Raw genomic sequence first — 11,652 nt, 5'->3', positions numbered from 1 at the left:
TTGACCTCAGTCTTACGCGCCCGTGACCTGCGTTTTCCCGGAGGGGCGGGGTCTAGCGCTGGCCGCGCTCCCGGGACCGCGCGGACTCGGTGTGTGAGTCCGGTTCGCGCTCGGGCAGCGGTACGGCGGCCAGGATCTCCTTGGCCTCGTTGTACTCGGCGTTCGGCATGGCCCGCAGGGCGCTCACCATCTCCTCGTCGGCGCCCGCGTCCAGGGCCGCCGCGACCGCCTCGTCCCGGGTCAGGGGAAACCCGAGCCCGTCCAGGACGTTCCGGAGTCCGTCGAGACCGCGTTCGACACCCATTGTTCGTCCCCCCGAGACCGCCGTGCCCCCTCGGGGTGCGCGGCTACCCTGACCTGCTCGGACACAGGTGGGACTACCCGGCGGCGCGGGGCCTCAACCGTGGGCGGCGGCGAGCGGGGTTGAGCTGAACAATGGTTGAGGTTCTAGGGTCGGCCACACGGCACCGAACCTGGAGGACACCGTGACCACCGAAGCCCCCCGACGCGCGACCTGGCGGGACTGGACGGCGCTCGCCGTGATGACGCTCCCCCTGCTGATGGCCGCCACGGACATGTCCGTGCTGTTCATGGCGCTGCCCTCGATCGCCGCCGACCTCGCCCCGGGCAGCACCCAGATGCTGTGGGTCCTGCACGCGGGGGAGTTCGTCGGGGTGAGCCTGGCCCTCACCATGGGCTGGCTGGGCCGCCGGGTCGGGCGCCGTCGCCTGCTCATGGCCGGTGTGGCCGTCTACGGGCTCGCCTCCCTGGTCGCGGCCTTCGCGCCCACCCCCGAGGTCCTCATCGCGATGCGCGCCCTCATGGGGACGGCGGCGGCCACGATGTCACCGAGTATCTTCGGACTGCTCCGGGTGGTCTTCACCGACGCCCGACAGTTCTCCGTGGCCGTCGCGGTGGTCATGAGCTCGTTCTCCGGCGGGATGGCCCTGGGGCCGCCGCTGGGCGGAGCGCTCCTCGAACACTTCTCCTGGGGCGCCGTCTTCCTGATCAACGTGCCGGTCGCCGCGCTCCTGCTGCTGGCCACGCCCCTGCTTCCCGGGGGCCGTGAGCGGGTGGAGGGGAGCGTGGACCTGCCCAGCGTCGCGCTGTCCATGGGCGCGATCATCGGCGTGGTCTTCGGACTCCAGGAGATCGCGGACCGGAGCGCCTCCGGATCCGACACCGCCGTGTGGCCCCACCTGCTCCCGGTCGCGGCCGGACTGGTGCTCGGCGCGCTGTTCGTCCGCAGGCAGCTGCGCCTGCCCGAACCCCTCATGGACGTGCGCCTGTTCGCGACCCCCGCCTTCACGGTCTCCCTCGGCGCCCTGCTGCTGATGCTCCTGGGCTACGGAGCGGCGGACATGCTGCTGGTCCAGTACCTCCAGACCGCCCTCGGCCTGTCACCCGCCGAGACCGGCGCGCTGATGGTCGTGCCCGCGCTGGCCTCCATCGCGGGCGGTCTGGGCGCGCCCGTGCTGACCCGCTGGATGCGGCCCTCCGTCGCCATGGGAGGCGGCCTGCTGGTGGCCTCCGTCGCGGGTGCGGCCCTCGCGCTCATGGTGGGCCGGGTCGGCGTCGCCGCCCTGGTGGCGGCGGCCACCGTCATGGCCCTGGCGCTCGGACCGCTCTTCACCCTCGGCGTGAACCTCATCGTGGTGAGCGCCCCGGTCAGCAGGGCCGGGTCGGCGGCGGCGATGTCCGACGTGTCGGGCGGTCTCGGCGGAGCGCTCAGCATGGCCCTCCTGGGCAGCATGGCGGCTGTCGTCTACCGGCGCGGTCTCGACGGCGCCGGTCTGGACGGGGTTCCCGGACCCGTGCTGGAGGCGGCCGGTGAGAGCGTCGGCGGTGCCGTGGGGGTGGCCGAGGGCCTTCCCGCGGACCAGGCGCAGCAGCTCCTGGAGGCGGCCTTCGGGGCCTTCACCACGGCGGTGCAGACCGGCTACGGCTTCGGCGCGGCCCTGCTCGCCCCGACCGGGCTGGCCGTGCTGTGGCTGCTGCGCCGCACCCGGCTCGACGCCTCCGAGGACGTCCCGGAGAAGAGGGAGAAGGCCCCGGACCCGGTCTAGGCCGTGTTTTTTGGATCATTCCGCGCTCGCGACCACCAGGCTGCCTCTCGCCGCGCCGATGAAGCTCGGACAGCCAAACCCGGGCTGACCTTCACTCATCGTCTTGCGAGAGATTGCCTGGACGGCCGCTCGCATCGATGGCGGCTCCGCCGCCACCGGCGAAAGCATCCAAAAAACACGGCCTAGGGCCGCGAGGCGGCGCGGATCAGGCGGAGCTGACCCACCTCGGAGACGTTCTTCATCAGCTCGCTGTTGACCCACGCGGCGGTGTGCGCGTTGGTCTTGCCCTCCGCGCCCTGCCAGGGGAACGAGGCGGGCCGGTCCAGGTCCATCTCGGACAGGGCGTCGATCCAGTCCAGCCCCATCCCGCGCAGCCAGTCCGCGGCGCCCTCCTCGCCCGGCCACCGGATCTCGGCGCGGTCCTGCGGGGTGCGTCCCAGGGTGTGGTCGAGGGTGACCGTCCACCACCAGCCGATGTGCCAGGTCAGCCAGGCGATGGTGGGTACCGGTACGGGGTCCGGCTCGCTGTCGGCCCAGTCCGGGGTCCACATGCCGCCGGGCCCGCGGCGCAGCGTCCAGCAGAGTTCGGCGGGTTCCCAGAGGTAGTCCTCCGGCTCCAGGCGCTCCAGGTGGTACTCGAAGAGCGCCCAGGTCAGGTCGTACTGGTCGCGTAGAAGGTCACGGCGGTAGTCAGGCATGCGCCCAACCTGTCACACCCGTCACCGGGCGCACACTCCTTTTCCCGCCGTCCGTCAACCCGGGAGTCGTTCCGGGTACGGGGGCGGTCGGGGACCGGTCCGCCGGGGTCCCCGACCCCGGGTCATCCCTCGGCGGCGGCGGTCTCGACCCCGGCCAGCAGGCTCGCGCGCTCCTCGGGGCCGATGTGGCGCCCCCGGATCACCACGGCGTGGATCCGCGTGGTGTTGCGGATGTCCGCCAGCGGGTCGGCGTCCAGGACCAGCAGGTCCGCGACCCTCCCCGGCTCGACCGTGCCCGACCACGACTCGCGCCCGAGGAACCGCGCCGGTTCGACGGTGGCCGTCTGGAGGGCGCGCAGGGGGGAGAGCCCGGCCCCCACCATCAGCTCCAGCTCCTCGTGCAGTCCGAACCCCGGGAGGACGCCCGGGGTCTGCGGGTCGGTCCCGGCGAGCAGGCGGACCCCGGCGTCGTCCATCGCGGCGACGGCGGCCCGGCGCAGCTCGAACAGCACACGGCGCCGCGCCGACTCCTCCGTGCCGCGGCCCTTCAGGTACATCGACTCCAGCACGTACTCCCACATGGTGGTGGTGTCCGGCGGCATGTACCGCAGGCGGGGATCGGTCAGCCGCACCCGCTCGGGCAGGTCCAGGGCCTGGTGCATGGCGAGGGTGGGGCAGTAGGCGACCTCGTTGGCGGCCATCCGCGCGAACACGGAGGCCGACTCGGCCGGGCCCTGGGTGTGGGCCGCCTCCCACTCGACCTCGGTGACCTGGTGGAACCAGCTGGAGTAGTAGGTGTCGGGTTCGAGGCGGATCCGGGCCATCGCGGCCTCCATCGCCTCCGGGTTCCGCGAGAGCGAGGGCCAGAGACCGTGGACGTGCTCGAAGGAGCGCTGCCCCGACTCGATCTGCTCCACGAGGGGCACGTGGTCGGAGCGGTGCCCGGCCACGGGGAGGTCGAGTCTTCGGGCCTCGTCGATGATCGCGTGGTAGCACTCGGCGTCGAGCCGGGAGTACACCTTGACGAAGTCGGCCCCCGCGTCCCGGGACTCGTGGACCGCGCGCCTCGCCTCCCGGGCGTTGGCGACGACGGTCGGCGGCTCCGGGTTGGGGGCGTCGTCCCAGAGCGAGGGCGCGCCGTCGATCAGGTTCCCGGCCATGGTCCAGCGCGGCCCGAGCAGGTCGCCCGCCTCCACACGGTCGCGGAGCCGCCGCAGCTCGTCGGAGCCCCACATCTCCCGCACGGCGGTGACGCCGTTGAGGACGTACAGGGCGGGGATGACCCGGTCGGCGCCGTTGCTGTGGGTGTGCGCGTCGGTGAGGCCGGGGAGCAGGTACCGGCCGGTGAGGTCCACGACCTCGGCCCCCTCGGGGACCGGGGTCACGGACGTGGGGGCGACGGTCGTGATCACGCCGTCCCGGACCAGCACGGTGTGGTCGCGGAGCGGCGGGGCCCCGGTCGCGTCGATGACGGTGGCGTGGGTGTAGGCCCTCATGGGCGCTCCTGTGGGGTCGCGGGTCAGCGGGGCGTGCGCAGCATCGGGAACATCGGCGGGCCGTCCGGGAAGTGGACCGGGTCGCCGAAGGGCGTGAAGCCGTGGCGGAGGTAGAGGTCCCGGCTGCGGGGTGAGCTCGCCTCCAGGTAGACGGGCAGGTCGGCGTCGTCGAGGCGCTGGCGGAGCATGGCGCTCCCGACACCGCGCCCGCGAGCCCGGTCGAGGACGCCGATCATCGGCAGGTACAGGTGCGGTTCGGTCGGGTGCCGCGCGGACACGAGCTCGCCCATGACGGTGAGCCGGTCCGCGTAGGGGGCGAACTCCTCCGGCGGATCCTCGTCCCAGGGGGCGCCGTGGCCGGTCCCGTCCTCGCGGATCCAGGCGGACACGCCGTCGCCGGAGGAGTCCACCAGCACCCGGTCGGTGGCCATGGCCTGGTCGACGAAGGCCCGCGTGACCAGCGGGAGCGCGCGGGCCCGGCCCTCGGGGTCCGGGAAGAGCCAGACGCTCACCGGGTCGAGGTCCATGGCGCGGGCGAGGAGGGAGGCGGCGTCGCCCTCCCGCCCCTGGTCCAGTTTCGTGATCTCCATGGCGTGATCATACGTATGTATATGACGTTTGTACAAGACGCTTGTATGAAAAATGGCTAGTATCCAGCTATGGGACACAAGGAACAGCTGCTCGAAGGGGCCAAGCGGTGCCTCTACGACAAGGGGTACGCCCGCACCACCGCCCGGGACGTCGTGGCCGCCTCCGGTGCCAACCTGGCGTCGATCGGCTACCACTACGGCTCCAAGGAGGCCCTGCTCACCGCCGCGATGATCGAGGCCGTCGGTGAGTGGACGGAGCGGGTCCTGGGGTCCCTGCGTCCCGAACGGACCACCCCGCTGGGCCGCTTCGAGGAGACGATGAACCAGCTCGCCCGCGCCTACCCCGAGGTGCGGACCATGGTGGCCGCCAACTTCGAGGCCCTCGCGCAGCTGGAGCGCCAGCCCGAACTGCGGGAGCGCCTGGTCCGGGGGCACGCGCTGGCGCGGCGGGCCCTCGTCGCCCTGGTGCTCGACGTCCCGGAGGCGGAGGTCACGGCGGAGCAGGAGAACGGGCTGGGTTCGCTGCTGCTCACGATGATGCCGGGCACGATGGCCCTGTTCCTGGTCGACCCGGACGGGGTGCCCGACGGCACCGGCCTCGTCGAGGGCATGCGCACCCTCGTCGGATCGGAGGCGGGGGCGGCTTCTTGACCCCATGTGTAAGTCTCTGCTTACATGTTCGCCGTGGATGTCATGGAGGCGATCGGAGAACCGAACCGTCGGCGCGTGGTCGAGGTCCTGTCGGCGGGCGAGCGCTCGGCCGGTGAGATCGCGGCCGGGTTCGACATCAGCCGACCGGCCGTCTCGCAGCACCTCGGGGTGCTGGTCGAGGCCGGGGTGCTGCGCGTGCGCAGCCAGGGGCGGCGCCGGCTCTACTCGGTCAACGCGTCCGCGCTGGACGAGGTGGGTGACTGGCTCGAAGCCCAGCGCGGCCGGTGGAACACCGCACTGGACGCCCTGGAACGGGCGATGGACGAAGGAGAGTCATGACGGCCCAGGTCCCGAACCCGCTGCGCGGCACGCTGGGAGTCGGTCCGGAGGGTGTGTTCCGGATCCGCTTCGAACGGGTCCTCGCCCACTCCCCGGAGCGCGTCTGGGCGTGGATCACCGACCCCGAGCGGCTGGAGCGCTGGCTTCCCGGCTGCGCGGTCGACGCCCGTGTCGGGGGTGCGGTCCGCTTCGACTTCGGTGACGAGGGCGCCGCCACCGGAGTGGTCAGCGAGGCCGTTCCGCCGGGAGACCCCGGGGTGCTCGCGCACAGCTGGTGCTGGGAGGGGGTCCCCGACTCCGTGGTCCGCTGGACCCTGGAGGCCGCCCCCGAGGGAACGCTGCTCACGCTCGTGCACGGCGAGCTCTCCCCGGAGCCCGCCGCCGACTTCGCCACCGGCTGGCACGTCGTGCTCGACGCCCTGGCGCTGGCCGCCGGTGGCGAGCCCACCGACGCCGCCTGGGGTGCGGCGGGCGAGGTCGCGGCGCTCTACGCGGATCCCTCCGCGTCCCCCGGTCCGACCGGCTGAGTGGTCGTCCGCTCGCCCCTCCTTCGGTGTGCGATTGACGATAGTGTGTGAGGCACACTATCGTGTGACGCATGAAGGACGATGAGCTCCTGGCCGGACACCTCCAGGAACTGCGGAGGGGCACGGTCGTGCTGGCCTGCCTCTCCACGCTGGAGCGTCCCCACTACGGATACGCCCTGCTGGAGACCCTGGAGAGGAACGGGTTCCCGGTGGACGGCAACACCCTCTACCCGCTGCTGCGGCGGTTGGAGAAACAGGGGCTGCTGACCAGCGAGTGGAACACCGAGGAAGCCCGGCCGCGCAAGTTCTACGAGGTCAGCGCGGACGGCCTCGCGGTGCTGGAGCGGATGACACACGAGTGGCGGGTGCTGGACGACGCGATCCGCGCCCTCGGACAAGGGGAACACCATGAGTGAAAGCGGTACCGCACCCACCCTCACGGACCGCTACGTCTGGTCCGTGACCCGCCACCTGGGTCCCGACACCGGACCGGACGTGGCCCGTGAACTGCGCGGCTCCATCCAGGACTCGGTCGAGGCCAGGATCGGAGCCGGGGAGGACCCCGAGCACGCCGAACGGGAGGCGCTCACCGAACTGGGCGACCCGGACCTGCTCGCCCGTGAGTACGGGGACCGGCCCCGCCACCTCATCGGCCCGGGCGTGTACCCGGAGTACGTGCGCCTGCTCCGGGGACTCCTGGCGGTCCTGCTGCCGCTCACCCTCGGCCTGGCGCTCGCGGAACGGTTCGTGTCCGACTCCGGTGACCCCGGTGACGCCCTGCTGGGCCCCCTGGTGGCGCTGATCGCCGTCACGGTGCACGTCTGCTTCTGGGTGACCCTCGTCTACGCGGTCGTCGAGTGGGCGCGCCCGGCCGAGGCGCGGGACCGGCCCCTGCTCCCCTGGGACACCGGGCAGCTGCCCGAGGAGACGCCCGGGCGCCGGGTCGGAGCGGCGGCGACGCTGTTCCACGTGGCCGTCACGGCCCTGATGATCGCCCTGCTGAACTGGCAGTTCCTCGGCGTCTCGAACCCCGCGCAGCAGGTACAGGTCCTCAACCCGGAGCTGGGCCTGCCCTGGGTGGTGCTCCTGGTGGGCCCGCTGGTGGCCGAGATCGTCGTGGCCCTCGCGGTGTGGCGGACCGGCCGCTGGACCCCGGCGCTCGCGGTGGGCCACGTGCTCGCCAGCGCCACCTGGGCGGTCGTCGCCGTGTGGCTGCTGCTCCAGGAACAGCTGATCGTCCCCGACCTCCCCGAGCGGTTCGGCGCGGTCTTCGGCGTGCCGGCCGACTGGTCGGTGGCGCCCCTCCCGCTCGCCGTCGCGGTGATCGCCCTCAGCGTGTGGGACATCGTCTCCTGCCTGCGCGGGATCCGCCGCTGATCCGGCCCCGCACACACGGAGGGGCCCGGGTGGACGGCGAACGTCCACCCGGGCCCCTCTCGGTCTGACCGCCTGCACCCGGCCAGCTCCGCCGAGGCGGTCTACAGCAGGAACAGGCCGATCACCCAGATGGTGACGAAGGCGGCGACACCCTCGATGGCGGTGGCCAGCGTGAGCGTCCGGTACGCGGTCGCGACCGGGATGCGGCTCAGCTGCGAGGCGACCCAGAAGAAGGAGTCGTTGGCGTGCGAGACGACCATCGCGCCGGCGCCGATCGCCAGCACCGAGAGGACCATGCCCTCGGTCGAGTCCAGACCCAGCGAACCGAGCATGGGGGCGAGCATCGCGGACGTGCTCACGATCGCCACCGTCGAGGAGCCCTGGGCGGTCTTGAGTGCGGCCGCGATCAGGAACGGCACCGCGAGGCCGAGGCCCAGGGTGCTCAGGTTGTCCGACAGGAACTCGGTCAGCGGGGAGGCGGCCAGCACGCCACCGAAGGCGGCACCGGCACCCGTGATGAGCAGGATCGGACCGGCCAGACGGACCGCGTCGTAGATCTGCTCGTTGAAGCGGGCGAGCTTGCCGTGGCCGCGCAGCAGCGTCACCGAGGCGAGCAGGCCGAGCGCGAGCGCGATCACCGGCGTGCCGAGGAACGCGACGACGTCGAACAGGGTGCCGTCACCGATGGGCTGGGACGGCAGCTTCACGACCGAGCCGACGCAGATGAGCACCAGCGGGAGCAGGATCGGGAAGAAGGCCAGGAACCCGTTGGGCAGGCGGCCGTAGCTCGCGCGCAGCTCCTCGTAGGACTGCCCGGAGATGTCGGTCTCGGTCTCGGCGGGCAGCGGCGTGAACTCCTTGCGGGAGTGCATGCTCGCGAAGATCAGACCGGCGATGGCGGCCACCGCGGCGACCGGCAGACCGATGGCGATGATCATGCCGAGGTTTTCGGTGACCCCGATGTTCTCGGCGGCGGCCAGCGGACCCGGGGTCGGCGGGACCAGGGTGTGCGTGGCGTACAGACCGGTCATCAGCGCGATCGAGGTGGCCAGCGCGGACACCCCGGTGCGCACGGTGATGGCCTTGCGCAGCGAGTTCAGGATGACGTAGCCGGAGTCACAGAACACCGGGATGGAGACGATGTAGCCGATGAGGGACATCGTCAGGTTCGGGAACCGGGTGCCCAGGACCTTGATCAGGCCCTCGGCCATCGCGATCGCGGCGCCGGAGCGCTCCAGGATCACGCCGATCATCGTGCCGAACAGGATCACCAGACCGATGTTGCCGAGAGTGCCACCGAACGACTCGGTGATGGTCGGAACGATCTCGGCCAGCGGCATCCGGTACATGAAGGCGCCCAGGATGGCGGCGCCCATCAGTGCCAGGAAGGGGCTGATCTTCCACCTGGCGGTGGCGAGCACGATGCCCGCCACGAGCAGGAGGAGGATGGCGAGGTTAATCACGGAAGTTGTTCCTTAGGGGTGGCCGAGTCAGGTCGGCCTGGATGGTGAGGGAGGACTCGACAGCAGTTGAACGCTGTCCAGGTGATGGCGGAGACGGCCTCGTCCCGCATCTCGGCCAGGGTCCGGGGCCCCTGGGCGATCGAGAACGCCGCCGTGATCCCGGAGCGGCGGAGCTCGTCGGGGCCGACGGAAACACTTCCGGCGATCACCACGACGGGCACGTTTTCTGGGGTGAGGCGGCGGACCGCGTCGACGACCTTCCCGCCCAGGGACTGACTGTCGAAGCGGCCCTCGCCGGTGAGCACGAGGTCGGCGCGGGAGAGCAGCTCCTCGGCGCCCAGGACCTCCGCGACCATCCGGGATCCGGGCAGGACCTCGGCCCCGAGCAGGGCCGTGAGGGTGACGGGCATGCCGCCCGCCGCGCCCATGCCGGGCACGTGCCGGAGGTCGTCGCCGGTGCTTTCGGCCAGGACGTCGGCCAGCCGGTCCAGGCCCGCGTCGAGGACGCGCACGTCCTCGGGGTCGGCGCCCTTCTGCGGACCGAAGACGGCGGCGGCGCCCCGGGGGCCGACCAGCGGGTTGGTGACGTCGCACGCCACCCGCCAGCGGACGGAGCGGGCGCGCGGGTCCAGCCGGTCCAGGTCGAGGGAGGCGAGGTCGTCGAGGCGGCCGCCGCCGTCGGGCAGCTCGGAGCCGTCCTCCGCGAGGAAGCGCGCGCCGAGCGCGCTGAGCATGCCGGTGCCGCCGTCGGTGGAGGCCGAGCCCCCGATGCACAGGAGGATCTCCGCCACGCCCCGGTCCAGGAGCTCGGTGACGAGGCGGCCGACCCCTCGGCTGCTGGCGGTGCGCGCCTGGAGGGGGACGTCGGCGACGCCGGGCAGGCCGTTGGCCTCGGCGGCCTCGATGACACCGGTGGTGCCGTCCGGGGAGACACCGAAGCGGGCCACGGTGGGGCGGCCGAGGGCGTCGGTGGTGTCCACCGTGAGGGGTTCCGTGCCCCAGGCGCCGAGCAGGGCGTCGAGGGTGCCCTCGCCGCCGTCAGCGAAGGGGAGGGTGTCTACGGACACGGGCAGGCCGCGGTCCGCGTACGCGTCGCGGACCCCGTGGGCCATGGCCTCTGCGACCTCGACGGCGGAGGCGCTCCCCTTGAACGAATCGGGGATCACCACGACCCGGACGGCCGGGGGCTCGTCAACGGTCTCGTCATGCTCATGCAACTCGGTGGACATGAGCGAGATCATAGAATCGGATTCGGTGCATTTCGACGGTGTAGCGCCCAGACTTCCTGCGGCTTTATCCGGGAATTATAGGCGAAATGCCCAGTGCTGCCTCGGCGTACAGGCAGATGTGCACTGTGGTCAGGTCATCGGGCCGCCGGATGTCCAGGCCCGTTGCCTCCCGGATGCGGTCCACACGCTGGAGGAGTGTGTTGCGATGCACAAAGACGGCGTCGGCCGCCTCGCGCATGGACACCGCCGAGGCCATCGCGGAGACGGTCCGGCGCTGCGCCGCGCTGAGGGGCGCGGTCCGGGCCGACATGCGGGAGAGGGTCCGCCGGGACAGGTGCGCCACGGCCACGGCCACCTCCCGCGACCAGGGCTCGGAGCGTTCGATGCTGGGGATCAGCCCCGCGTACCGGCACAGCGCGCGCGACTCCTCGGCGTGGGCCATCAGCGTGTCCACGTCGTCGGTGGCCGGGGTGCGCGTGTGGCGGCTGTCCCGGGGCAGTTCCAGGGAGTCGGCGGCGGGGAGGCGGCCGGTACCGATGATCCAGAGCGCCCCGTGCAGGACGGCCGCCCGCCGTCCGCTGACGCCGTTCACCCTGGCGGCGGCGGTCTCGGCCAGCTGCGGGGGAGCGACCCCGCCGCCCGGCCTCGGGGTGGCGGACGCCCACAGGGCCAGCGACCACGGCGCCGGGAGCCCGGAGGCGGCCAGCCGCGCCCTGGCGTCGTCCGAGCGGGTCGTGCCGGAGCTCAGCGCCGCCACGAGATCGCGGCCCTCGGTGTGCCTCCTGCTCACCGCGTCCTGTTCGTACTCCTGGGAGATGAGCAGCTGCACGGTGAGCGCGACCACCCGGGCCAGGTCCTCGACCTCCCTCGGGTTGCCGGTGACCCCGACGACCCCGCGCAGCTCTCCGTCGATCATCAGCGGCTCGTTGGCGCCGGGACGGTCGGAGGTCCCCGGCTCGGGGACCGTCACCAGCACGCTGCGCCGTTCGGCGATCACCCGCTGGGCGCCGTGGTGCAGGCTGCCGACCCGTGAGGGGTCCATGCACGCGATGATCGTGCCGTGCTCGTCCATCACGTTGATGTTGTGGCTGATGGTCGGCGCGATGAGGTCGACCACCCGTTGCGCGAGGTCGCTGCTCAGCGGAGCCCGCCGACGGTCTTCGGTCATGTCCGCAAGACTATCCCCGCGAGCCCCGAACGCCCCGGTACGCGCCAC

General features: G+C 72.2%; 13 protein-coding genes. 6 read left to right on the top strand and 7 right to left on the bottom strand.

Translation table 11 applies throughout. The annotated features are described in order from the left end of the window. Window positions 1-52: 52 nt before the first annotated feature. On the bottom strand, window positions 53-304 hold the full coding sequence (locus AC0VYM_RS27350; protein ID WP_475456889.1) for a DUF2795 domain-containing protein: 252 nt from the start codon (window positions 302-304) through the stop codon (window positions 53-55). A gap of 181 nt (window positions 305-485) precedes the next feature. Here AC0VYM_RS27350 and AC0VYM_RS27345 point away from each other — a divergent pair, with 181 nt between their 5' ends. After that, window positions 486-2,066 carry an MFS transporter gene (locus tag AC0VYM_RS27345; protein WP_475456887.1) on the top strand — a complete coding sequence of 527 codons (1,581 nt, stop codon included), beginning with the start codon at window positions 486-488 and terminating at the stop codon, window positions 2,064-2,066. A gap of 182 nt (window positions 2,067-2,248) precedes the next feature. Here AC0VYM_RS27345 and AC0VYM_RS27340 read toward each other — a convergent pair whose 3' ends face one another. From AC0VYM_RS27340 to AC0VYM_RS27330, 3 genes are all read right to left on the bottom strand, one after another. Further along, window positions 2,249-2,764, bottom strand: coding sequence for a DinB family protein (locus AC0VYM_RS27340; RefSeq protein ID WP_475456885.1), 516 nt, complete (start codon window positions 2,762-2,764; stop codon window positions 2,249-2,251). A 122-nt stretch (window positions 2,765-2,886) separates the two neighbouring features. Then, window positions 2,887-4,260: an amidohydrolase family protein gene (locus tag AC0VYM_RS27335; protein WP_475456883.1), complete on the bottom strand. Its 1,374-nt coding sequence runs from the start codon at window positions 4,258-4,260 to the stop codon at window positions 2,887-2,889. Window positions 4,261-4,283: 23 nt separating this feature from the next. Beyond that, a complete protein-coding gene (locus AC0VYM_RS27330; protein ID WP_475456881.1) occupies window positions 4,284-4,850 on the bottom strand; it encodes a GNAT family N-acetyltransferase in 567 nt (188 codons plus the stop codon). Window positions 4,851-4,919: 69 nt separating this feature from the next. Here AC0VYM_RS27330 and AC0VYM_RS27325 point away from each other — a divergent pair, with 69 nt between their 5' ends. The 5 genes from AC0VYM_RS27325 to AC0VYM_RS27305 all read left to right on the top strand — a co-directional run bounded on the left by AC0VYM_RS27325 (window position 4,920) and on the right by AC0VYM_RS27305 (window position 7,744). Next, the gene (locus AC0VYM_RS27325; protein WP_475456879.1) at window positions 4,920-5,501 is read left to right on the top strand and encodes a TetR/AcrR family transcriptional regulator; all 582 of its coding nucleotides are present in this window, start codon (window positions 4,920-4,922) and stop codon (window positions 5,499-5,501) included. Between the two features lie 24 nt (window positions 5,502-5,525). After that, complete coding sequence (locus AC0VYM_RS27320) at window positions 5,526-5,840, top strand: ArsR/SmtB family transcription factor (RefSeq protein ID WP_475456877.1); 315 nt, start codon at window positions 5,526-5,528, stop codon at window positions 5,838-5,840. Continuing rightward, the gene (locus AC0VYM_RS27315; protein WP_475456875.1) at window positions 5,837-6,367 is read left to right on the top strand and encodes an SRPBCC family protein; all 531 of its coding nucleotides are present in this window, start codon (window positions 5,837-5,839) and stop codon (window positions 6,365-6,367) included. Before AC0VYM_RS27320 ends, AC0VYM_RS27315 begins: the two co-directional genes overlap by 4 nt. Before the next feature lie 71 nt (window positions 6,368-6,438). Then, window positions 6,439-6,783, top strand: coding sequence for a PadR family transcriptional regulator (locus tag AC0VYM_RS27310; protein WP_475456873.1), 345 nt, complete (start codon window positions 6,439-6,441; stop codon window positions 6,781-6,783). Next, window positions 6,776-7,744 (top strand): permease prefix domain 1-containing protein, encoded by a 969-nt coding sequence (locus tag AC0VYM_RS27305; protein WP_475456871.1) that lies wholly within the window; start codon window positions 6,776-6,778, stop codon window positions 7,742-7,744. The genes AC0VYM_RS27310 and AC0VYM_RS27305 overlap by 8 nt, the downstream gene beginning before the upstream one ends. A gap of 101 nt (window positions 7,745-7,845) precedes the next feature. Here AC0VYM_RS27305 and AC0VYM_RS27300 read toward each other — a convergent pair whose 3' ends face one another. Genes AC0VYM_RS27300 through AC0VYM_RS27290 form a run of 3 tightly spaced genes read right to left on the bottom strand, consistent with a single transcriptional unit; the run spans window position 7,846 to window position 11,604 of the window. Then, on the bottom strand, window positions 7,846-9,207 hold the full coding sequence (locus AC0VYM_RS27300; RefSeq protein ID WP_475456869.1) for a GntP family permease: 1,362 nt from the start codon (window positions 9,205-9,207) through the stop codon (window positions 7,846-7,848). Next, the gene (locus AC0VYM_RS27295) at window positions 9,204-10,448 is read right to left on the bottom strand and encodes a glycerate kinase (RefSeq protein ID WP_475456867.1); all 1,245 of its coding nucleotides are present in this window, start codon (window positions 10,446-10,448) and stop codon (window positions 9,204-9,206) included. The genes AC0VYM_RS27300 and AC0VYM_RS27295 overlap by 4 nt, the downstream gene beginning before the upstream one ends. Before the next feature lie 52 nt (window positions 10,449-10,500). Then, window positions 10,501-11,604, bottom strand: coding sequence for a CdaR family transcriptional regulator (locus tag AC0VYM_RS27290; protein ID WP_475456865.1), 1,104 nt, complete (start codon window positions 11,602-11,604; stop codon window positions 10,501-10,503). Window positions 11,605-11,652 lie beyond the last annotated feature (48 nt).

It is taken from the genome of Nocardiopsis sp. iso_237, assembly GCF_056173345.1.
The sequence above is the reverse complement of the archived record's forward strand: the minus strand, read 5'-3'. Positions and strand labels throughout refer to the sequence as shown.